Source organism: Clavibacter zhangzhiyongii, from assembly GCF_014775655.1.
Taxonomy (GTDB): domain Bacteria; phylum Actinomycetota; class Actinomycetes; order Actinomycetales; family Microbacteriaceae; genus Clavibacter; species Clavibacter zhangzhiyongii.
Map to the genome: position 1 here is coordinate 2,849,889 of NZ_CP061274.1, position 18,895 is coordinate 2,868,783.

General features: G+C 75.1%; 24 protein-coding genes and 1 riboswitch. Of the genes, 14 read left to right on the plus strand and 10 right to left on the minus strand.

The window, feature by feature from the left end; all coding sequences use genetic code 11:
- Positions 1-51: 51 nt before the first annotated feature.
- Genes H9X71_RS13450 through H9X71_RS13465 form a run of 4 tightly spaced genes read left to right on the plus strand, consistent with a single transcriptional unit; the run spans position 52 to position 4,309 of the window.
- Positions 52-1,554 (plus strand): aldehyde dehydrogenase family protein, encoded by a 1,503-nt coding sequence (locus H9X71_RS13450; protein WP_191147533.1) that lies wholly within the window; start codon positions 52-54, stop codon positions 1,552-1,554.
- On the plus strand, positions 1,551-3,134 hold the full coding sequence (gene rfaE2, locus H9X71_RS13455) for a D-glycero-beta-D-manno-heptose 1-phosphate adenylyltransferase (RefSeq protein WP_244961631.1): 1,584 nt from the start codon (positions 1,551-1,553) through the stop codon (positions 3,132-3,134). The genes H9X71_RS13450 and rfaE2 overlap by 4 nt, the downstream gene beginning before the upstream one ends.
- Positions 3,131-4,096, plus strand: a complete 966-nt coding sequence (locus H9X71_RS13460; RefSeq protein WP_213003950.1) for a glycosyltransferase family A protein — start codon at positions 3,131-3,133, stop codon at positions 4,094-4,096. Before rfaE2 ends, H9X71_RS13460 begins: the two co-directional genes overlap by 4 nt.
- Positions 4,097-4,117: 21 nt before the next feature.
- Positions 4,118-4,309 (plus strand): DUF2795 domain-containing protein, encoded by a 192-nt coding sequence (locus H9X71_RS13465; protein WP_094127534.1) that lies wholly within the window; start codon positions 4,118-4,120, stop codon positions 4,307-4,309.
- An 82-nt stretch (positions 4,310-4,391) separates the two neighbouring features.
- On the opposite strand, the gene H9X71_RS13470 is transcribed toward H9X71_RS13465, so the two are convergent.
- The 3 genes from H9X71_RS13470 to H9X71_RS13480 form a co-directional block, all read right to left on the minus strand.
- Entirely contained in the window at positions 4,392-4,637 is a 246-nt protein-coding gene (locus H9X71_RS13470) for a hypothetical protein (RefSeq protein WP_191147534.1), read from the minus strand.
- A gap of 129 nt (positions 4,638-4,766) precedes the next feature.
- A complete protein-coding gene (locus tag H9X71_RS13475) occupies positions 4,767-4,907 on the minus strand; it encodes a hypothetical protein (protein WP_191147535.1) in 141 nt (46 codons plus the stop codon).
- A gap of 127 nt (positions 4,908-5,034) precedes the next feature.
- Positions 5,035-5,208, minus strand: coding sequence for an antitoxin (locus H9X71_RS13480; protein ID WP_191147536.1), 174 nt, complete (start codon positions 5,206-5,208; stop codon positions 5,035-5,037).
- Positions 5,209-5,314: 106 nt separating this feature from the next.
- Between H9X71_RS13480 and H9X71_RS13485 the strand changes: the two genes are divergently transcribed.
- Entirely contained in the window at positions 5,315-5,863 is a 549-nt protein-coding gene (locus H9X71_RS13485) for a DUF2087 domain-containing protein (RefSeq protein WP_191147537.1), read from the plus strand.
- Between the two features lie 198 nt (positions 5,864-6,061).
- Here H9X71_RS13485 and H9X71_RS13490 read toward each other — a convergent pair whose 3' ends face one another.
- From H9X71_RS13490 to H9X71_RS13505, 4 genes are all read right to left on the minus strand, one after another.
- Positions 6,062-7,306 (minus strand): PP2C family protein-serine/threonine phosphatase, encoded by a 1,245-nt coding sequence (locus H9X71_RS13490; protein WP_191147538.1) that lies wholly within the window; start codon positions 7,304-7,306, stop codon positions 6,062-6,064.
- 166 nt (positions 7,307-7,472) lie between these two features.
- Positions 7,473-8,807 carry a PP2C family protein-serine/threonine phosphatase gene (locus H9X71_RS13495; RefSeq protein WP_191147539.1) on the minus strand — a complete coding sequence of 445 codons (1,335 nt, stop codon included), beginning with the start codon at positions 8,805-8,807 and terminating at the stop codon, positions 7,473-7,475.
- Complete coding sequence (locus tag H9X71_RS13500) at positions 8,807-9,229, minus strand: ATP-binding protein (protein ID WP_191147540.1); 423 nt, start codon at positions 9,227-9,229, stop codon at positions 8,807-8,809. Before H9X71_RS13500 ends, H9X71_RS13495 begins: the two co-directional genes overlap by 1 nt.
- Complete coding sequence (locus H9X71_RS13505; protein ID WP_191147541.1) at positions 9,222-9,560, minus strand: STAS domain-containing protein; 339 nt, start codon at positions 9,558-9,560, stop codon at positions 9,222-9,224. The genes H9X71_RS13500 and H9X71_RS13505 overlap by 8 nt, the downstream gene beginning before the upstream one ends.
- Before the next feature lie 270 nt (positions 9,561-9,830).
- Here H9X71_RS13505 and H9X71_RS13510 point away from each other — a divergent pair, with 270 nt between their 5' ends.
- The gene (locus H9X71_RS13510; protein ID WP_191147542.1) at positions 9,831-10,196 is read left to right on the plus strand and encodes a hypothetical protein; all 366 of its coding nucleotides are present in this window, start codon (positions 9,831-9,833) and stop codon (positions 10,194-10,196) included.
- Here the strand turns inward: H9X71_RS13510 and H9X71_RS13515 are convergent.
- Positions 10,193-10,819: a histidine phosphatase family protein gene (locus H9X71_RS13515; protein ID WP_191147543.1), complete on the minus strand. Its 627-nt coding sequence runs from the start codon at positions 10,817-10,819 to the stop codon at positions 10,193-10,195. The genes H9X71_RS13510 and H9X71_RS13515 overlap by 4 nt on opposite strands.
- A 216-nt stretch (positions 10,820-11,035) precedes the next feature.
- On the opposite strand from H9X71_RS13515, the gene H9X71_RS13520 reads away from it, so the two are divergent.
- From H9X71_RS13520 to H9X71_RS13535, 4 genes are all read left to right on the plus strand, one after another.
- Positions 11,036-11,443, plus strand: coding sequence for a hypothetical protein (locus tag H9X71_RS13520; protein ID WP_244961633.1), 408 nt, complete (start codon positions 11,036-11,038; stop codon positions 11,441-11,443).
- Positions 11,377-12,180, plus strand: coding sequence for a nitroreductase family protein (locus H9X71_RS13525; protein ID WP_191147544.1), 804 nt, complete (start codon positions 11,377-11,379; stop codon positions 12,178-12,180). The genes H9X71_RS13520 and H9X71_RS13525 overlap by 67 nt, the downstream gene beginning before the upstream one ends.
- Positions 12,181-12,265: 85 nt before the next feature.
- The gene (locus tag H9X71_RS13530; RefSeq protein ID WP_191147545.1) at positions 12,266-13,225 is read left to right on the plus strand and encodes a hypothetical protein; all 960 of its coding nucleotides are present in this window, start codon (positions 12,266-12,268) and stop codon (positions 13,223-13,225) included.
- A 3-nt stretch (positions 13,226-13,228) separates the two neighbouring features.
- Positions 13,229-13,867 (plus strand): hypothetical protein, encoded by a 639-nt coding sequence (locus tag H9X71_RS13535; protein ID WP_244961635.1) that lies wholly within the window; start codon positions 13,229-13,231, stop codon positions 13,865-13,867.
- A 15-nt stretch (positions 13,868-13,882) separates the two neighbouring features.
- Here the strand turns inward: H9X71_RS13535 and H9X71_RS13540 are convergent, their stop codons facing one another.
- The gene (locus tag H9X71_RS13540; protein ID WP_191147546.1) at positions 13,883-14,305 is read right to left on the minus strand and encodes a GNAT family N-acetyltransferase; all 423 of its coding nucleotides are present in this window, start codon (positions 14,303-14,305) and stop codon (positions 13,883-13,885) included.
- Positions 14,306-14,403: 98 nt separating this feature from the next.
- Between H9X71_RS13540 and H9X71_RS13545 the strand changes: the two genes are divergently transcribed.
- The 4 genes from H9X71_RS13545 (at position 14,404) to H9X71_RS13560 (ending at position 18,415) form a co-directional block, all read left to right on the plus strand.
- The gene (locus tag H9X71_RS13545; RefSeq protein WP_191147547.1) at positions 14,404-15,528 is read left to right on the plus strand and encodes an ice-binding family protein; all 1,125 of its coding nucleotides are present in this window, start codon (positions 14,404-14,406) and stop codon (positions 15,526-15,528) included.
- Between the two features lie 171 nt (positions 15,529-15,699).
- On the plus strand, positions 15,700-16,659 hold the full coding sequence (locus tag H9X71_RS13550) for a carbohydrate ABC transporter permease (protein ID WP_191147548.1): 960 nt from the start codon (positions 15,700-15,702) through the stop codon (positions 16,657-16,659).
- Entirely contained in the window at positions 16,659-17,642 is a 984-nt protein-coding gene (locus H9X71_RS13555) for a carbohydrate ABC transporter permease (protein ID WP_191147549.1), read from the plus strand. Before H9X71_RS13550 ends, H9X71_RS13555 begins: the two co-directional genes overlap by 1 nt.
- Before the next feature lie 59 nt (positions 17,643-17,701).
- On the plus strand, positions 17,702-18,415 hold the full coding sequence (locus tag H9X71_RS13560; protein WP_191147550.1) for a GAF and ANTAR domain-containing protein: 714 nt from the start codon (positions 17,702-17,704) through the stop codon (positions 18,413-18,415).
- 38 nt (positions 18,416-18,453) lie between these two features.
- Here the strand turns inward: H9X71_RS13560 and H9X71_RS13565 are convergent, their stop codons facing one another.
- Positions 18,454-18,777: a DMT family transporter gene (locus H9X71_RS13565; protein ID WP_191147551.1), complete on the minus strand. Its 324-nt coding sequence runs from the start codon at positions 18,775-18,777 to the stop codon at positions 18,454-18,456.
- A 10-nt stretch (positions 18,778-18,787) separates the two neighbouring features.
- Positions 18,788-18,852, minus strand: a riboswitch (guanidine-III (ykkC-III) riboswitch).
- Positions 18,853-18,895 lie beyond the last annotated feature (43 nt).

An 18,895-nucleotide genomic window follows, 5' to 3' on the forward strand; every position in this document is an offset into this window, starting at 1 on the left:
CGCCCGGCCCGCGCCGCACCGTGCGGGCCGCCGACCCGCACGAGGAGACCAGTGACCACGGACACCGCACTCGACATCGACGGCCTGATCGACCCCGAGGAGGTCGAGGCCGGGCCCGGCACGCTGCGGATCACGGATCCGCGCGACGGCTCGCCCGTGGGCGACATCGACGCGTCGAGCCCCGAGGAGGTCGACGCCGCAGTGCGCCGCTCGGTCGCCGCGTCCGCCGCCTGGGCTGCGACGCCGCCCGCCCAGCGCGGCCAGGCCGTGCGCCGCGCCGCCCACGCGCTCGCGGAGCACGCGGAGGAGCTGGCGGAGCTCAACGTGCGCGAGACCGGCAAGCCGCACGGCGACGCGCTCGGCGGCGTCGGCGCGGGCGTCGACACGCTCCTGCAGTACTCCGAGCTCGGGCCCGTCCACCGCGGGAAGGCCCTCCTCGGCACGCTCCCCAACGTCGACTTCTCGGTGCCGCGCCCGCGCGGCGTCACGGTCGCGCTCACGCCGTGGAACGATCCGGTGGCGGTCGCCGCCGGCATCATCGGCGCGGCGCTCGTGATGGGGAACACCGTGGTCCACAAGCCGAGCGAGCGCTGCCCGCACACGGGCGAGCTGCTCGGGCGGATCCTCGCGGAGGCCCTGCCCGACGGCGTGCTCGTCTCCGTGGTCGGCGGCGGCGACGTCGGCGACCGGCTCGTCGCGCACGAGGACACGCAGGTGGTCGCGCACGTCGGATCCACCGCCGCGGGCGAGGCCATCGCGCGCCGCGCCGCCGGCACCCCCACCCACGTCATCCGCGAGAACGGCGGCAACGACCCGCTCCTCGTCGACGCGGGCGTCGATCCCGCGTGGGCCGCCGCGCAGGCCGCCCTCGGGTCCTTCGCGAACGCCGGCCAGATCTGCACCTCGGTCGAGCGGATCTACGTCCACCGCGACATCGCCGACCGCTTCACCGCCGCGCTCGTCGCCGAGGCCGAGCGCTGGAACTCCTCCGGCGACCTCGGTCCGCTGGTCGACGAGCGCATGCGCTCCGCCGTGCACGAGCAGGTGTCGGAGGCGCTCACGGAGGGCGCCCGCGCGCTCGTCGGCGGCCACGTCCCCGACGGCCCCGGGTCCCGCTACCCCGCCACCGTGCTCGTCGACTGCACCGACGACATGACCGTGATGACGCACGAGACGTTCGGCCCGGTCGCGGCCGTGCGGGTGGTCGAGGACTTCGACGAGGCCCTCGAGCGCGCGTCCGCCGACCGCTACGGGCTCGCCGCGAGCGTGCTCACGGCGTCGATGGAGCACGCGCAGCGCGCCGCCGCCGAGCTGCCCGTCGGCACGATCAAGGTCAACGGCGTCTTCGGCGGCGCACCCGGCGGCGCCGCGCAGCCCCGCGGCCGCAGCGGATCCGGCTTCGGCTACGGCCCCGAGCTGCTCGACGAGATGAGCACCACGACGGTCGTGCACCTCGGGCTGCCCGTGCTCGACGCGGGCGATGCGCCGGCCGTCACCACCCCGGCCGAGGACGCGTCCGGCTCCGTGAGCACCGACGCGGGCGACGCACGATGACGAGCGAGCTGCGCGGGATCATCGGCCTCCTCGCGGAGCGCCGGCCCACCGTCACGGTCATCGGCGACGTCATCCTCGACGAGTGGTGGCGCGGCCACAGCGACCGGATGACCCGCGAGGCGCCGGCGCCCGTCGTCGACGTGACCGAGCGGATCCAGTCGCTCGGCGGCGCCGCGAACACGGCCGTGAACCTCGCGAGCCTCGGCGGCACCGTGCGGATGGTCGGCCTCGTCGGCCAGGACGCCGCGGGCGACCGCGTGCGCGACCTGCTCGTGGCCGCGGGCGTCGACGTCACCGGCCTCGTGCACTCGCCGCGCCTGCGCACCACCACCAAGACGCGCATCGTGGGCGACGACCAGGTGATCGTGCGGGTCGACGACGTGCACCGCGGATCCGTGCACCGCGACGACGCGCGCGCCCTCGCCCGCGCCGCGCTCGAGGCGACGGCGGGCGTCGACGCCGAGATCGTGTCCGACTACGGCACCGGCACGCTGCACGGCGTGGTGCTCGAGTCGCTCGCCGCCCGGTCGAGCCGCCCCGGACTGACCGTCGTGGACGCGCACGACCCCGCCATGTGGGCGCCGCTCCGCCCCGACCTCATCACGCCGAACGCGGGCGAGGCCGGCCGCCTCGTCGACCGTGCGCTCGGCCGCGACGAGGACCGCGCCGCCGTCATCGCGGGGCTCGCCGACGCCGTGCTCGCCGCATCCGGATCCGCGACCGCCGTCGTCACCCTCGACCGCGACGGCACCGTGGTGCTCGGCGCGGGCGAGCCGTACCGCACGCGCGCGCACCCGGTGCCCGAGAAGCAGGCGTCCGGCGCGGGTGACACCTTCGTCGCCGCCCTCACGCTCGCGCGCGCCGTCGGCCTCCCGCTCCAGGTGAGCGCCGACTTCGCGCAGGCCGCGGCCGACGTGGTCGTGCGCCTCCCCGGCACCTCCGTGTGCTCCGCCGCGACCCTCGCCGACCACCTCGGCGAGACGCGCTCGCGCACCGTCAGCCAGGGCGAGCTCGTCGAGCTCGTGGCCGCCGAGCGCGCCGCGGGCCGCCGGATCGTCTTCACCAACGGCTGCTTCGACGTGCTGCACCGCGGCCACACCACCTACCTCCGCCAGGCCAAGCGCCTCGGCGACGTGCTCGTGGTGGCGCTCAACAGCGACGACTCCGTGCGGCGGCTGAAGGGATCCGACCGGCCGGTGAACACCGCGGAGGACCGCGCGGGCGTGCTCGCCGAGCTGTCCTGCGTCGACGTGATCACCGTGTTCGACACCGACACCCCCATCCCGCTCATCGAGGCGGTGCAGCCCGACGTGTACGCGAAGGGCGGCGACTACACGCCCGAGATGCTCGACGAGACCGCGGTGGTGCGCGCGTACGGCGGCGAGGTGTCGATCCTCGGCTACGTGCCGTCGCAGTCGACGAGCTCGATGGTGGACCGGATCCGCGCCTCCGCTCCCGAGCCCGGCTTCACCCGTCCCACGGGCACGGCGACGTCCGCGCCCGTCTCCGGCCCCGAGGCCGACGCCCCCGCGTCCGCGTCCGAGACGGATCCGGAGCCCGCGCCGGGAGCACCCCGGTGACCTCGGGCCGGAGCCGCCGCTGGTCCGGCGAGTGGGGCGCGGGCCGGGCGCCGGACGCGCCCGCGATCGACGTGCTGATCCCGAGCGCCGGCCGCACGGCCGAGCTCGCGGTGACCCTCTCGGGCCTCGCCGGGCAGGACGACCCGCCGTTCCGCGTCGTCGTGAGCGACCAGTCCGACGGCTTCCGCGCCGACGCCGAGCCGAGCGTGCAAGGCATGGTGCGCGTGCTCCGGGCGCAGGGCCGCGAGGTCGAGGTGGTCTCGCACCTGCCGCGCCGCGGGATCGCCGAGCACCGGGCGTCGCTCCTCGCGCGCGCCACCGCCGACGCCGTGCTCTTCCTCGACGACGACGTGTGGCTCGAGCCCGGCATGCTGCGCCGGATGCACGACGCCCTCGAGACCCTCGACATCGGCTTCGTCGGCGCCGCCGTGCAGGGCCTCAGCTACCTCGAGGACCGCCGCGCCCACGAGGCCACGGCCTTCACGCCGTGGGGCGACGACGTCGAACCGGAGCGCATCCGCCGCGGCACGCCGGGCTTCGACCGCTGGCCGCTGCACAACGCCGCGAACCTCGCGCACATCGCCGCCGACCTCGACCTCGAGGTCGACACCTGGCTCGCCTACCGGATCGCGTGGGTCGGCGGCTGCGTGCTCTACCGCCGCCGCGCGCTCGTGGAGACGGGCGGCTTCGACTTCTGGGAGCGCCTGCCCGAGCGCCACTCGGGCGAGGACGTCGCCGCGCAGTGGCGCGTGATGGAGCGCTTCGGCGGCGCGGGCATCGTGCCGAGCGGCGCCGTGCACCTCGAGGCGCCGACCACGATCCCGGTCCGCGAGGTCGACGCGTTCGACGTGGTGTTCGCCGAGGATCCGCCGGATCCCCAGGAAGCACCCCTAGGCGACGCGCCGCCGGAGGAGTCGACTCGATCCGTGGACGCCGCGACCCGTCGCGCCGACCGCTCCTGATCACCGACGAGAGGACACCCCATGGCCATCAACCCCATCGAGCTCCAGAAGCACCTCAGCGGCCTCGACTACCCCGCGTCCAAGGACGCGATCGTGAAGAAGGCGGAGGAGTCGGGCGCCGACTCCGACGCGCTCGACGCGCTGAAGAAGATCGAGGACAAGGAGTACGACGCCCCCACGGCGATCAACTCCGCGGTCTCCGACGCGAGCTGACCCGACGCGGGCGATCCGCTCGCCGCACCGACGGCCCCCGTCCTCCCGGTGAGGACGGGGGCTGTCGCACGCATGGGCCGGCTCAGCCCCGCCCGCCGGCCTCCGCCGGGAGCTCCTCCTCGATCGCGGCCAGCGCGTCCTCGAGGCAGCCGAACCAGTCGCACAGCCCGGGGACCGGCTGCATGCGCATCAGCTCGACCCGCTCACCCTGCGCCTGCAGGTAGCCGCGGAGCCGCCGCGCGTCGCTCTCGTGCAGGCGCGCATCGCACACCCGCCACTCCGTCGCCGAGAGCGCGACGACCTCCAGGCGCTCCTCGATCCGCGGCATGCTCCCTCTCCTCCCGGGCGTCCCCGCCATCCCCTCGACGCTAGGCGCGTGCGGGATCGGGGAGGACGGGGTTGACAGCTCCCCGGGAGGGATGCCGGGCGGCGACGCTGGGGAGGGGCGGCCGGCGGCTCAGGGCCGGTACTCGCGCGGCCTGTCGAAGCCCATCGGGTCGCCGTTCGCGGGGTTCTGCCCGTCAGCCGACATGCGGCCCTTGCCGAGCACGTAGAGGATCCGCATCAGGACGCGGCCGAGGAGGCGGAGGGCGGTCATGTGCCGACCGTACCCGGGCGCCACCACGGGACGGAAGGCGCGCGGACCGACGGGGGCGCGGTCGCCGGACGCAGCACCGCCCGGCCCTCGAGAGGAGGTCCGGGCGGTGCGGATTCGATGTGCGGGACTACTGGCCGAGCTTCCGGTCGGCGACGTCGCCGGCCTTCTCCGCGGCGCCGTCGGACTTGCCGCCGGTCGCGTTGCTGGCGGCGTCCTGGCCCTTGTCGATGGCCCCGTCCGTCGCCTGCTCGCCCTTGTCGCTGTCGATGAGTCCCTTGGCCTTGTCTGCGAGGTCTGCCATGTCGTTCTCCTCTTCGTCTGCGGAACGCCCCGATCGGGGCGCACCTCCACCCTGCTCCGATCCGGGGCGCACGACATCCCCCTGTCGCGGATGCGAGGCTGGATCCATGGACCACATCGACCCGCGCCGCATCGCGGCGGTGCTCGCCGACACGGAGATGCGGGCCGCGTACGCGCGCGTCGTGCTGGGATGCTCCCTCGACGACGCCCTCGCGCACCTCTCCCCCGCCCGACGGCGGAAGGCGCAGGCGGCGCTCACCGGATCCGGCCTCGTGCTGGTGGCGGAGGACGGCGGCGCGACCGCACCCGACGCCGTGTTCCGCGCGATCCTCGCCCAGCAGCCCGCGACACCGCCCGCCCAGGGCGTCGAGCGCTTCCTCCGCGACGGCCGCATCGCGCAGTGGCCGGCCGGCCCGACGGACCTCGACGCCCTGCTGCGGCACGTGGTCGCCCAGGTGCTGGACACGCACGAGGTCCTCGACGAGAAGGCCCTCACCGCGCGCCTCCTCCGCCTCACCGACGACCACGCCCTGCTCCGCCGCCACCTCGTGGACGCCGGTCTGGTGCTGCGGACGCGCTCGGGATCCGAGTACGCGCGGGCGGAGGCGGGCGCGGAGACGGCTGACGCGACGGATCCGGCCGGCGCGACGGCCTAGCGACCGCGGTCCGCGCGCGCCGGTCCCGCCCGGTGCTCGGCGCGCAGGGCCTGGACGCGGTGCGCGACCACCCGAGCCTGCAGGCGCTGGGACCGGTCCCGCGGTGGGATCCGCCGCACGGGCGCGCGGTCGGACCGGCGGCTCCCGACGGGGATCCGGCCGCCTGAGCCGTCGGGCGAGCGGGCCGCCGAGCGCGGCTCAGCCGGCCGACGCGTTCCGCACGCACACCGCGGAGACGTCGTCCCCGACCCGCGTGCCGGCCACCGCGTCGGCGATGCGCCGCACCGTCTCGGCCGCGTCCCCGGCCGTGCGCACGAGCTCCACGAGCGGGGCGACCGAGTCGAGGGATCCGTCGAAGAGGTCGAGCGCGCCGTCGGTGAACGCGAGGAGGCGGTCGCCCGGCCGCAGCTCGCCGGAGACGGGCGCCCAGGTCGCGTCCGGCACCACGCCGAGCGGCAGGCCGAGCGCCGGCAGCACCTCGTGCGTGCCGTCCGCGCGCAGCACCACGGTGAGGCCGTGGCCGCCGTCGGCGTACGCGAAGCGGCCGGTGGATCCGTCGATGCGGCAGTGCAGGAACGTCGCGAACGTCTCGGTGGCGTCGAGGTCGGCCTGGAGCTGCGCCTGCACCGCCGTCACGGTGCGCGCGACGTCCGGGCCGCGGTGCGCGAGGAAGCCGGAGCGGACGGCCGAGGCGAGGATCGCGGCGCCGGCGCCCTTGCCCATCACGTCGGCGATGGTCAGGTGCAGGCCGTCGGCGTCCTCGCCCCACGCGTAGAAGTCGCCGCCCACGCCGCGCGCCGGGAGGCTGATCCCCGCGAGCTCGTAGTCGGGCCAGAGCGGCCGGTCGACGGGCAGGAGCCGCCGCTGGACATCGCCCGCCAGCTCGTCGTCGGCGCTGTCGCGGAGCTCGCGCTCGACCCACGCGCCCATCTCGTCGAGCAGGCGCTCCTGCTCGGGCGCGAGCTCGCGCGGCTCGGTGTCGACGAGGCAGAGCGTGCCGACGGCCTGGCCGCCCGACATCAGCGGGCGTCCCGCGTAGAAGCGGATGTGGCGCGGACCGGTGACGGTGCTGCGCCACGAGAAGCGGTCGTCGCGGGTGGCGTCGGGCACCACGAGGAGCTCGGGCGAGCGGATGGTCACGTCGCAGAAGGACTGGGAGCGGTCGGACAGCAGCGAGACGCCCGCGGGCTGCGGCGACTTCGTGAACTGCTCGACGTCGTCCACGAGGTTGATCTCGGCGATCGGCACGTCGAACAGCTCGCGTGCGATGCGGGTGACGCGGTCGAAGCGCTCCTCCGCGCGGGATCCGACGAGCCGCAGGTCGTGCACGGCGCGCAGCCGCGCCTCCTCGGCGGCGCCGGTCGCGCCCGGGCGGGCGTCGACGGTGATCCCGCCCGCGGGATCCGAGCCGCCCTGGCGTGCGACGGGTTCCTGCATGGACATGTGCCCCCCTGGTGGATCCGGCGCCGGTCGCGCCGGGCGGAGCCCCGCCCGTCGCACGATCCCCCCGGACCGCCGCGCCTGCATCGAGTGTACGTGCAGGTCTTCGGAGCCCTCCCCGGATCAGGAGGGCGTCAGGATGCCGCCGTCCCGCTCCGCGCCGCTGCGCTCAGGCCTCGCGGCGGAGCACGAGCACGGTCACGTCGTCGGGGTTGGCCTGGCCCTCGGCGAGCGCGGTGATCCGCCCCACCAGGTCCTCGGCCGACGCCGCCGTGCGCGCCAGCTCGGCCACCCGGTCGACCGCGCGGAGCGTCCCGTCGTACAGGTCGAGCACGCCGTCGCTGAAGGTGACGATGAGGTCGCCCGGCCCGAGCGCCACCTCGTGCGCGGCCCAGCCGTCGCCGCCCGGGACGCCGACGGGGAGGTCCGTGGACTCGAGCCGCTCGTGGGTGCCGTCGGCGCGCACCAGCGCGGAGAGGCCGTGGCCCGCGTCCGCGTAGAGGACCGTGTGGTCCTCGACCCGCACGCGCGCGTGGAACACGGTCGCGAACGACGCGGCCTCGCTGAGCTCCGCGGTGAAGCAGTCGGCGGTGCGCTCGATGGCGGCCACGGGATCCGGCACGTTCTTGGCGCTGCGGACGACCGCGCGGGCGGTGGCCGCGATGATCCCCGCGCCGACGCCCTTGCCCATGACGTCGCCGAGCGTGAAGGCGAGGCCCTCGCGCACCGGGTACCAGTCGAAGAAGTCGCCGCCGACGGCCTTGGAGGGCAGGCACGCGCCCGCGACCTGATAGCCCGGCAGCGGTGCGGACGTCTTCGGCAGGAGCGCCTGCTGCACCACGGAGGCGCGGTTCAGCTCGTCCTCGCTCACCCGCTCCCGCGCGCGCGACGCCTCGAGGCTGAGGCGCGTGAGCCGCGACAGCTCGTTGACCACGAGCGCCGCGACCGCGAAGGCCAGCGCGCTGAAGAACCCGCGCCACAGCTCGTTCGCGTTCTGCTCGCCGAGCTCGAGGAGCAGCGGCAGGCCGAGGGTCACGTAGACGCCCACGAACGCGACGAGCACGTTCCAGCGGCCGGGGTTCAGGCTGAACCAGATCACGGGGAGGATCACGAGGGATCCGAAGATGGATGCGTTCTCGCCCGTCGCGATGCGGAGCATGCCGACGGCCAGGAAGTCGAGCGCGGGCACCGTGTCGGCGAAGCGCCGGAGGGACGGGCGCATCGAGACGGCGACCGCCAGGCCGGTGGCGGCCAGGAGGATCAGGGCCGCCACGAGCAGGGAGCGCGGCGCCGTGATGGCGAGCGACGGCACCGTGACGCTCGCGAGCACGGCGAGCGCGAACAGCACCAGCATCGGGAGCTGCTTGAGGATCGGGGTGGGACCGGCCGGTCCGCCTCCCGCGCGGGCCGCGGACTCCGGCACCCACGTGATGCGCTCGAGCCAGGCGGGCACGGCGGGATGCGGCGTCCGGGCGAGCCGGGGCAGCCGCGCGTTCGCGCTCATCAGGACGCCTCGGGCTCGCTCCGGGTCCGGCGCACGCTCCACACGTTCTCGTCGCCGACCCGCTCGTACGTCAGCTCGTCGCAGAGGAGCTGGACCATCGCGAGGCCGCGGCCGGACTCGGCGTCCTCCCCCGGCATGTCGCGGGGCACGAGGCGGAAGTCGCCGGGCTCGGATCCGTCGGCCAGGCGCGCGCGCATGACGTCGCCCTCGACGGTGACGCTCACGACGCAGGTGACGCCCTGCCCGTGGTCGGCGTGCTCGATCACGTTGGAGGCGAGCTCGATGAGGGCCGTCTCGAACGCCATCCGGTCGAGGTCGCCCACGTCGGGTCGGGCGTCCCAGAGGCCGGCGACGAGCTCGTGCACGGCGTCGACGTCGTCGGGCGGGGACTGGAGGGTGAGGCTGCGCGTCGTCTCAGTCACGGTAGGCCGCCTCGGCCGTCGGCGTGGACACCAGCACGCGGTCGAGGTTGGACAGCTGCAGCACCATCGCCACCTGCGGTCCGGGAGCCGCGATGCGGAGGTCGCCGCCGGCGTCGCGCGCCTCGCGGAGGCCGGCGATGAGGACGCCGAGGCCGGAGGAGTCGATGAAGTCGACGGCCGCGAGGTCGACGACGATGCGCGGCGGGCCGCCCTCCAGCGCGTCGTGGATGGCCTGCCGCAGGTCGGCGGCCGCGGCCATGTTGAGATTGCCCGTCGCGGTGACGACGGTCACGTCGTCCTCGCGTCGTGCGGTGGCGGTCGTGAGCGCCATGGGTCCCCCTCGGATCATGCGGTCGCCGGCGACGCGCATCCCCCGATGCCGACGTCGGACGGTGCCGGTCCCGCGCGGTCGCCGCGCGGATCCCCTGCTCCCGCCTCGCCCATCCTCTCATCCTCGGAGTGAGGAAATACGATGGGAGCACGACGGGTCCGGATCCATGTCCGCGTGCCGCGTCCGGCTGGCCGCCGCCCCGGCATCCGGCTAGGTTGCGGCTGACCCGCATGAACGAGCACGGCCGCCCCGGCCGCACGAGGAGAGACCGTGTCGACCGCATCCGAGCACGTCCCGACCGAGCGCCGCATCACGCGGCAGGCGATCGAGACCTCCGTCGCGATGGCGTGGAACCAGGAGGGCGCGATCCGCGGCCTGCCGCCCCTCGCCTGGCAGCTCGGCGGGCCCTGGGAGGGCGTGCACTTCTCGGGCGACGCCGACGCGTACGCGCCCGAGGTGCGCCGCGAGGTCGTCGAGGCGTGGATCGCGGGGCTCGGCCTGGCCGACGCCATCGACCTCACCGACGGGCCGCTCGCGCGCCGCGGAGACGACATGGTGTGGACGGGCGCGCTCGACGACGTGGTCTTCGAGCTGCGGTACCCGGCGGACGCGGATCCCGCGGGGCCGGGCGCCTAGCGCGTCGCGGGCCCGGCCTCGCGCCACCCGGATCCGTCGCGCTCCAGCTCGATGAGCTGCCCGTTCGCCCACACGAGCGAGCGCGTGAGCGCCGGCGAGCGCCGGAGCGCGGTGAGGTAGAGCACGCGGAGCAGGTAGCCGTGGGCGACCACGAGGGTGGTGCGCGGATCCGCCGCCACGTCGTCGAGCACCGCCCGCGCCCGCACGGCCGCCGCGGCCCACGTCTCGCCGCCGCCGGGGGCCGCGGGCTCGCCGTCCTCGCCCGTGAGCCAAGCCGCGAACGCCGCGCCGTGCACCGGCCCGCGCAGCTCGTCGCGCGTGATCCCCTCGAAGCCGCCGAAGTCGAGCTCCACCAGCTCGGCGCGCGGCTCGGGCACCACGCCCGGCGCCACGCCCTGCTCCTGCAGGATCCGCGCGGTGCTGCGGGCGCGCGCGAGCGTGCTCACGAGGATCCGCTCCACGCCCTCGCCGCGCAGCCGGGCCGCGAGCGGCGCCAGCTGCTCCGCCGCGTCGTCGCCGACGTCCACGTCGGTGCGCGAGTTGTAGCGGTACTCCCGGTTCCAGGGCGTCTGCGCGTGCCGGGTGAGGAGCAGGCGCGCGGGCGCGGCCGGGGGTGTCTGCATGTCCCCATCCAACCGGGTCGGCGGCGCCGCGGCGGCCGGCCAGCCCGCCGCGGATCTTGCCCGTGCCTGTGCTCCTCCGCCGCCGCCCGGCCGTCGCGCGCGGCCCCGGACTAGCGTCGGAAGGGCCCGCGGCGACCGCCCGGGCACCGGACCCAGCGGAGCACGGGAGCCACGATCGCCACTCGGAACCCGCGCCGCCCGGCCGCGTCGCCCGCCGTGCGCGTCGCCTTCGCCGCGGCCTCCGGCGCGTACCTCGTGAACTGCGCCATCGGGATCGGCGCGGCCGCCCGGATCCTGCCGCCCCGCCCGGAGCTCCGCCTCCACCACCGCGCCTACCTGCTCACGAGCGCCCTGACGGTCGTCGCGCTGAGCGCCGCGCTCTGGGCACCCGCGCCCGGCCGCGCCGCCGCCCGTCGCGCGGCCCGCGCGCTCGCCCCCGCCCTGCTCCCGCTCGCCGCGCTCCCCGCCGCCGGCACGCGCACCCGGCGGCATCCCGCCGTCGCCCTGACCGCCGCCCCCTGGTACGCCTGGGGCACCCTCACCGCCTGGAGAGACCCATGGAGTTCCTCGACGTCCTGCGCGCCCGGAAGACCACCAACGGCGCCTTCCTCCCCGACCCGGTGAGCGAGGAGCACCAGCGCCTCCTCATGGAGGTCGCCGGCCGCGCGCCCTCGCAGCTCAACAGCCAGCCGTGGCGCTTCGTGCTCGTCGAGGAGCGCGACACCATCGAGCGGATCGCCGACATCAGCGGCGAGAGCATGACCGAGACGATGTCGAACGGCACCTTCTTCGAGCGCTACAAGCACTACTTCCGCTTCTCGCAGGAGGAGATGGACAGCCGCCGCGACGGCATGCTCTTCGACAGGCTGCCCGCGCCGCTGCGCCCCTTCACCAAGCAGGCGTTCACCCCGCGCGGCCAGAAGCTGATGAACTCGCTGCGGGTCCCCCAGACGCTCGGCCGCGAGAACCGCCGGCTGGTCGCGGGCAGCCCGCTGCTCATCGGCGTGATGCTCGACCGCGGCGAGGAGCGGCCCGAGTCGCTCGCGTCCTTCTACTCGACGTTCTCGATGGGCGCCGCGATGGAGAACGTGTGGCTGACGACGGTGGAGATCGGCATGGGCATCCAGTTCATCTCGTTCCCGATGGAGATCCGCGAGCAGTGGACCCGCGTCGAGGAGCTGCTGCGCGTGCCGCCGGAGCTCCAGCTCATGGCCGTCTACCGGCTCGGCTACCTGCCGCCGGAGGCCCGCCGACCCGCGATCGACTGGTCGAGCCGCGAGCGCAAGCGCCCCTCGCAGTACGTCTTCCGCGGCACGTGCGACACCCCGCAGGAGGGGTGGGACGAGGCCGCGCCGCGCTGATCCCGGGATCGCGCGCCTCGTTCTGGGGGCGGAGCCGGGCGCCCGCCGGGCCGGCGCCGCGGATCCGCGCCCATAGGGTCGGAGCATGGCCAGCGACGCGTGGGTGCGCATCCCGTCCCCGAGCACGCGGCAGCGCTGGCTCCTCACCGCGGCGTCGCTCGCCGTCGCCGGGGTCCTGCTCTGGTCGCCCGTCGGCCTCGTGACCCGCCTCGTCGACATCGCGATCGGCCCGTCGCCGCTCATCTCCGTGGGCCTGCCGATCCTCCTGATCGCCGCCGTCGTCGGCATCGCGTACCTCGTCGTCGCGGAGCGCAGCGCGCCGCCCGCGATCGACGTCGCGCGCGAGCGCCTCCGCATCGGCCGGAAGGAGTGGGGCTTCTCCGAGGTCACCGGCGCGCGCATCGAGCTCGCGGGCGGCCCGGGCGACGACACCCTGGTCCTCCGCCTCACGACGACCGGCGGCGAGAGCTGCAGCGTCGTCGTCTCCACGCGCGAGGGCGTCCGCGTCGACGACGCGCAGCGCGACGCCCTCCTGGCCCTCGTCGCCGGATCCCGCATCGCGCCGCCCCGCTCGAAGGACGACCCGCACGGCCGGTTCGCGCACGTCGAGTTCCCCGGCCACCTGACGCGCGAGGACACCGCGTCGCTCGTCGACGGCAGCGGCACCGCCGAGCCGACGGCCGCCCGCGGGCAGCGCGGTCAGGGCACCGGCGCGCGGAACGTCCGCCCCGCGGGCACGCCCAGCCGGAGCCCCGTGTCGATGCGGGCGCAGTACGTCATCGCCGGGATCGGGACGGCGGCGGGCGCCTTCTTCGCGGTCGTCGCGGTGCGGGACCCGGCGGCGGTGTTCGGGCGCACGGAGATCCCGGTGGTCGCGCTCGCCGTCCTCTTCCTGGCCGGCGGCATCGGCACCATCGTCATCACCCGCCGCGACTCCCGACGCGCGGCCGAGCAGCGTGCCGCCGCCGACGCCGCCCGGGCGGCGGCCGAGCGCGACGGATCCGCCGAGCCCGCGGAGCGCGCCCGCCCCGCCGACGGGAGCTGACGCGTGGCCGACGACGGGTGGGTGCGGATCCCGCCGCCCAGCTTCCGGCAGCGGCTCCTCTTCGGCGGCTTGTGGTTCGCCCTCGTCGCCTGGCTGGGCGTGAACCCCCTGGGATACCTCGGCCGGCCCGTCGAGGAGGCCGTCGGCGGCGGATGGATCACGGTCGGGGCCACCGTGGCGCTCGGCGTCGCCGCCGCCGGGGCGATCCTCCTCCTCGTCATCACGCGGCTCGCCCCCGGGCTCGACGTCGACGCCAGCCGGGGCGTCCTCCGCCTCCGCGGGCGGGAGCACCCGTTCACCGACCTGGTGGGCGCGCGCATCGAGGTCGCACCGGTCCCGCATGAGTCCCGCTACGACGAACCCCGGAAGCGTCCGCGGCGGGATCCGCTGGTCCTCCGCCTCGACCTCGCCGGCGGCGCCCGCTTCCGCATCGTGCTCGCGATCGGCCGAACCGACGCCCTCTCGCCCGAGCGCACGGCCGCGCTCCTCGCGGCGGTGCGCGGGTCCAGGATCGCGGCGCCCGCCGCCTCCTATGACCCCGACGGCCGCTTCACGCACCTCAACTTCCCCGGGAGCCTCGACCTCGACGCCGCCGCGCGCCTGATCGAGGACCCGCAGAGCGCCCGCACGCTCCCCAGCTGATCGGGATCGCCCGCGTCACACCCGCAGCGAGAACGCCGCCAGCCCCTCCTCGGCGTGCGGCGCGAAGCCGAGCGCGCGGTAGAAGGGGTGCGAGCGGTCGCCGTCCTCGGTGCCGCCCGCGTCCGTGGTGAGCACGAGGAGGACGCCCGCGGCCGAGCGCGCGCGGACGCGCTCGAGGAGGGCGCGGCCGATGCCGGCCCGCTGCCGGTCGGGGCGCACGAGGAGGTCCTGCACGTAGGAGATGGTCGCGCCGTCGCCCACGGTGCGCACGAGGCCGACGAGCCGCCCGTCGTCGTCGCGCGCGGTGATGATGAGGGAGGATCCGGCGAGCGCCCGCACGAGCCGCTCCGGGTCGGCCGCGTAGACGCTCCAGCCGACGGATCCGTAGAGGTCGAGCAGCTCGTCGCGGGCGGGGATCTCGTCGGCGAGGAGGGTCACCCCCACACCGTAGCGGCCTGTGCAGTCGGCCCCCGCGGGAGGATCGCCCCTCGATACGGTCGCGGTTCCACCCGCCATCCCTCCGACGAGAGCTGCCCATGCACCAGTCGCGCCACGCCTGCACGTCCTCATCCCGTCGGTCGCGATCCGGGGCCCTCGCCGTCGCCTCGCTCGCCGTCGCCGTCGCCGCCGTCGCCGCCGGCGGCCTCGGCGCCGCCCTCCTGGCACCGGCCAGCGCGTTCGCCGCCACGGCCACCGTCGGCCTCGGCACCGCCGCGTCCTACTCGGTGCTCGCCGGCCAGGGCGTCACCAGCACCGGCCCCACCACCCTCGCGGCGGATCTCGGCACGAGCCCGTCCGCGGCCGTCACCGGCTTCCCGCCCGGCGTCGTCGGCGGCGCCACCCACGCGGCCGACGCCGCGGCCGGCCAGGCCCAGTCCGACCTCACCACGGCGTACGACGACGCGGCCGGCCGCCCCACCACCGCCGCCGTCCCCGCCGACCTGGTCGGCGCGACCCTCACGCCGGGCGTCTACACGGCAGGCGGCCCGCTCGGCCTCACCGGCACGGTCACGCTCGACGCGCAGGGCGACCCGGCCGCGGTCTTCGTCATCCAGGCCCCGTCCACGCTCACCACCGGCTCGAGCAGCCGGGTGGCGCTCGTGGACGGCGCCCAGGCCTGCAACGTGTTCTGGCAGGTCTCGAGCTCCGCCAGCCTCGGCACGAACTCGGGCTTCGCCGGGTCGATCCTCGCGCTCACCTCCATCTCCGTCGGCACCGGCGCCACGGTCGACGGCCGCGCGCTCGCCCGCAACGGATCCGTCACCCTCGACGACGACGCGTTCGTCGCCTCCACGTGCGGCAGCAGCACGTCGCCCATCGGCTCGGGCACCACGCCCGTGGTCACGCCCACCCCGGCGCCCTCGGCCACGCCGGCCCCGTCGCTCACCCCGCCCGGCGGATCCGGCGGCAGCGGTGGCGGAGGCACGACGGGTGGCACGACCGGCGGCACGACCGGCGGATCCAAGCCCACCACCACGCCCGCCACCGGCGTGCCCTCGCCCACCATGCCGCCCGGCGACGTGCCGCCCCCGGGCGGCCACCTCCCCCGCACGGGCGGCGACGGAGCGCGCCTCGTCATCGAGCTCGCCCTCGGCGCGGCGGCCCTCGCGGCCGGCGCGGTCGCGGTCATCGCCGTCCGCACCCGCCGCCGACGCCGCTGATCCCCCGCCCGACCGGACGCCCGCGCTCCCCGAGCGCGGGCATCCGTGCGTCGGGGCGCCGCGGATGCCCTCCGGACAGGCGCGGATCCGACCTCGCCGGAGGAGGAGGAGCGGGGCTAGTGTCGGCGGAGGAGCGATGCCGCTCCGACCCACCAGTCGACGAGGACCACCATGACGACGACGAGCCGGCCGCCGCGCACGGACACCCCCGACCGGCCGCCCCGTCCCCGACGCTCCCGCATGGCCCGCCGCGAGGCCGTGGCCGGCTACCTCTTCATCAGCCCGTGGATCATCGGCTTCCTCGTCTTCACGCTCGGCGCGATGGTCTACAGCCTCGTGGTGTCGTTCAGCGACTACAACCTCGCGACCGACGTGGCCACCCCGGTCGGCACGGCGAACTACGAGCGCCTCTTCACGGATCCGCGCGTCGCGCTGAGCCTCGGCAACACCCTCTTCTACGCCATCCTCGCGGTGCCGTTCGAGGTCTGCCTGGCGCTCCTGCTCGCGATCCTCCTCGCGCGCCTCGGCCGCGCCGCCGGCATCTTCCGCACCCTCTACTACCTGCCGAAGATGACCCCGACGGTCGCCACCGCGAGCGTCTTCCTGCTGCTCCTCAACGGCAACACCGGCGCCGTGAACGAGGGCCTCGAGGCGATCGGCATCGACGGCCCGCAGTGGCTCATCGACCCCGCCTGGGTGAAGCCGTCCATCGTGCTCATGACGCTCTGGGGCGTGAGCGGCACCATGGTGATCTTCCTGGCCGCCCTGAAGGACGTGCCGCGCGAGCTCTACGAGGTCTCCTCGCTCGACGGCGCCGGGCCCGTGCGGCAGTTCTTCGCCATCACCGTGCCGATGATCTCGGGCGCGATCTTCTTCAACGTCGTCGTGCTCACGATCGCGGCGCTGCAGGTCTTCGACCAGGCGTACCTGCTGTTCTGGCGCGACCAGACGAACGCCTCCCCCGACTCGTCGCTGTTCTACGGCGTCTACCTCTTCCAGCAGGCGTTCCGCTCGTTCGACTTCGGCTTCGCGGCCGCGATGGCGTGGCTGCTGTTCGTGATCGTGCTGGTGATCACGCTCGTGCAGGTGCAGCTGAGCAACCGGTTCGTCTACTACGAGGGGGACCGCTGATGGCCGTCACCGACCGCACCCCGGCCACGCCCGCGACGCCGGCCGCCGCCACGGGGGATCCGCGCCTCGCCGCCGCCCTCACGCCGCTGCCGTCGCGGGATCCGTCGCCCGGGCGCCGCGACCCCGACCGAACCCGGCGGGTGCGCTCCCGCATCGGCCGCGCCCTCATCACGGCGCTGCTCGTCGGCTTCGCGCTCCTGTTCCTCTACCCGTTCGCGTGGCTGCTCGCCGCGAGCCTCAAGCCGCGCGGCGAGGTCTTCGACAACACGCTGTGGCCGCGCACGTTCACGCCGCAGAACTACGTCGAGGTGTGGGAGCAGCTGCCGCTCCTCGGCTGGATGGGCAACAGCCTCGCCATCGCCCTGCTCTCCGCGGCGCTCGTGTCGATCTCGAGCGCGCTCGTGGCGTTCGGCTTCGCGTACTTCCGGTTCCCGGGCCGCAGGATCCTCTTCGGCCTGGTGCTCGCGACGATGATGCTGCCGGGCGCCGTCACGATGGTGCCGCAGTTCCTCATCTGGAAGAACCTCGGGCTGATCGGCACGTGGGTCCCGCTGTTCGGCATGAACCTGTTCGGCTCGGCCTTCTACATCTTCCTGCAGCGGCAGTTCTTCCTCGGGCTGCCGCGGGAGCTGTTCGAGGCGGCGCGGCTCGACGGCGCCAGCTACTTCGGGATGTTCCGGCGGATCGCGCTGCCGCTGTCGATCCCGTCGTTCGTCATCATCTTCATCTTCGAGTTCCAGGCGAGCTGGAACAACCTGCAGGCGTCGCTCATCTACCTGAACGCCGGCAGCGTCGAGGGCTTCACGGTGCCGCTCGGCCTCTCCTACGCGATGACCGCGTTCAGCCCCACGAACGGCGGGCAGGGCGACTACCAGCTCGTCATGGTCGCGGCGCTGCTCGTCACCCTGCCGATGCTGCTGCTGTTCGCGTTCGGGCAGCGCTACTTCGTGGAGGGCATCGCGACGCAGGGCCGGAAGGGCTGACGCGGGCCCGCACGCCGCCGACCCCGGTCACGCGCGCGCGATCCGCCTATCGTGGAGGGGTGACCGAGCACGAACCCGACCTCCGCAGCATCTTCACCGCCCTCGCCGACAGCCTCGTGGCCTCCGACATCGTGCAGGCGCTCAACGACCTGGTGGGCGCCTGCGTCGACCACACGTCCGCGACCGAGGGCGGCATCGTCCTCGCCGACCGCGACGGCGTCCTGCACGTCATCGCGTCCACGAGCGAGCGCGCAGCCGACGTGGAGGAGGCCCAGCTCGGCGCGCACGAGGGCCCGTGCCTCGACTGCGTGCGCGACGGCGAGGCGGTCGAGGTGCCCGACCTCGACGACATGCTCCAGGAGTGGCCGGAGTTCGCCCGCATCGCCGAGGACCGCGGCTTCCGCGCCGTGCACGCGACGCCCATGCGCCTGCGCGGTCGCACGCTCGGATCGCTCTGCCTCTTCGCCCCGACCCCGGGCCCGCTGTCGGATCGCGACGCCGCCCTCGTGCAGACGCTCGCCGACGCCGCGACCCTCAGCGTCCTGCAGCAGGACGCCATCCACCGCGGCCAGGCGCTGAGCGACCAGCTGCAGCAGGCGCTCGACAGCCGCGTGGTCATCGAGCAGGCGAAGGGCGCGCTGGCCCACCGCCTGGGCGTCACGCCCGACGAGGCGTTCGCGCACCTGCGGCGCCAGGCGCGCAGCACCGGCCGGCGGATCCACGACGTCGCCGCCGAGGTCGTGCGGCCCGACCGCGGGAGCCGCGCCAGCTGAGCCGAGCGCACGACGGCCGAGCCGGCCGGCGCGGCGGATCAGCTCCCGGTGTCGACGACCTTGAGGCCGACCACGCAGCCCACGAGGCCGAGCAGCAGCAGGACCTTCACGACGCTCGCGGGCTCCTCGCCCGTGACGATGGCGTAGGTCACGGTGAGCGCGGCGCCGATGCCGACCCACACGGCGTACGCGGTGCCGGTGCTGATCTCGCGCATCGCGTAGGCGAGCCCGACCATGCTCAGCACGACGGCGACGCCGAAGACGATCGACGGCCCGAGCTTGGTGAACCCGGCGGACCTGCCGAGGGCGGTGGCCCAGACGGCCTCGAGCACCCCGGACACGATGAGGACGATCCACGACATGGCGACTTCTCCTGGCCAGTCTTGTCGCGTTCCGGGTACTGATCCCTCGTCCGGGAGCGCGGATGAGCGCCCGAGCTCAACGGTACTCGGGCGCCCTGGTCACGGCGTGTGCGGGTCG

What these genes read in the sequence shown, in the direction of transcription:
- H9X71_RS13555 (WP_191147549.1), top strand. Translation starts at nt 16,659, where the DNA reads ATGGCCGTCACCGACCGCACCCCGGCCACGCCCGCGACGCCGGCCGCC.
- H9X71_RS13545 (WP_191147547.1), top strand. Translation starts at nt 14,404, where the DNA reads ATGCACCAGTCGCGCCACGCCTGCACGTCCTCATCCCGTCGGTCGCGA.
- H9X71_RS13505 (WP_191147541.1), bottom strand. Translation starts at nt 9,560, where the DNA reads ATGGCGCTCACGACCGCCACCGCACGACGCGAGGACGACGTGACCGTC.
- H9X71_RS13465 (WP_094127534.1), top strand. Translation starts at nt 4,118, where the DNA reads ATGGCCATCAACCCCATCGAGCTCCAGAAGCACCTCAGCGGCCTCGAC.
- H9X71_RS13530 (WP_191147545.1), top strand. Translation starts at nt 12,266, where the DNA reads ATGGCCAGCGACGCGTGGGTGCGCATCCCGTCCCCGAGCACGCGGCAG.
- H9X71_RS13565 (WP_191147551.1), bottom strand. Translation starts at nt 18,777, where the DNA reads ATGTCGTGGATCGTCCTCATCGTGTCCGGGGTGCTCGAGGCCGTCTGG.
- H9X71_RS13515 (WP_191147543.1), bottom strand. Translation starts at nt 10,819, where the DNA reads ATGCAGACACCCCCGGCCGCGCCCGCGCGCCTGCTCCTCACCCGGCAC.
- H9X71_RS13475 (WP_191147535.1), bottom strand. Translation starts at nt 4,907, where the DNA reads ATGACCGCCCTCCGCCTCCTCGGCCGCGTCCTGATGCGGATCCTCTAC.
- H9X71_RS13470 (WP_191147534.1), bottom strand. Translation starts at nt 4,637, where the DNA reads ATGCCGCGGATCGAGGAGCGCCTGGAGGTCGTCGCGCTCTCGGCGACG.
- H9X71_RS13495 (WP_191147539.1), bottom strand. Translation starts at nt 8,807, where the DNA reads ATGAGCGCGAACGCGCGGCTGCCCCGGCTCGCCCGGACGCCGCATCCC.
- H9X71_RS13485 (WP_191147537.1), top strand. Translation starts at nt 5,315, where the DNA reads ATGGACCACATCGACCCGCGCCGCATCGCGGCGGTGCTCGCCGACACG.
- H9X71_RS13490 (WP_191147538.1), bottom strand. Translation starts at nt 7,306, where the DNA reads ATGTCCATGCAGGAACCCGTCGCACGCCAGGGCGGCTCGGATCCCGCG.
- rfaE2 (WP_244961631.1), top strand. Translation starts at nt 1,551, where the DNA reads ATGACGAGCGAGCTGCGCGGGATCATCGGCCTCCTCGCGGAGCGCCGG.
- H9X71_RS13525 (WP_191147544.1), top strand. Translation starts at nt 11,377, where the DNA reads ATGGAGTTCCTCGACGTCCTGCGCGCCCGGAAGACCACCAACGGCGCC.
- H9X71_RS13480 (WP_191147536.1), bottom strand. Translation starts at nt 5,208, where the DNA reads ATGGCAGACCTCGCAGACAAGGCCAAGGGACTCATCGACAGCGACAAG.
- H9X71_RS13550 (WP_191147548.1), top strand. Translation starts at nt 15,700, where the DNA reads ATGACGACGACGAGCCGGCCGCCGCGCACGGACACCCCCGACCGGCCG.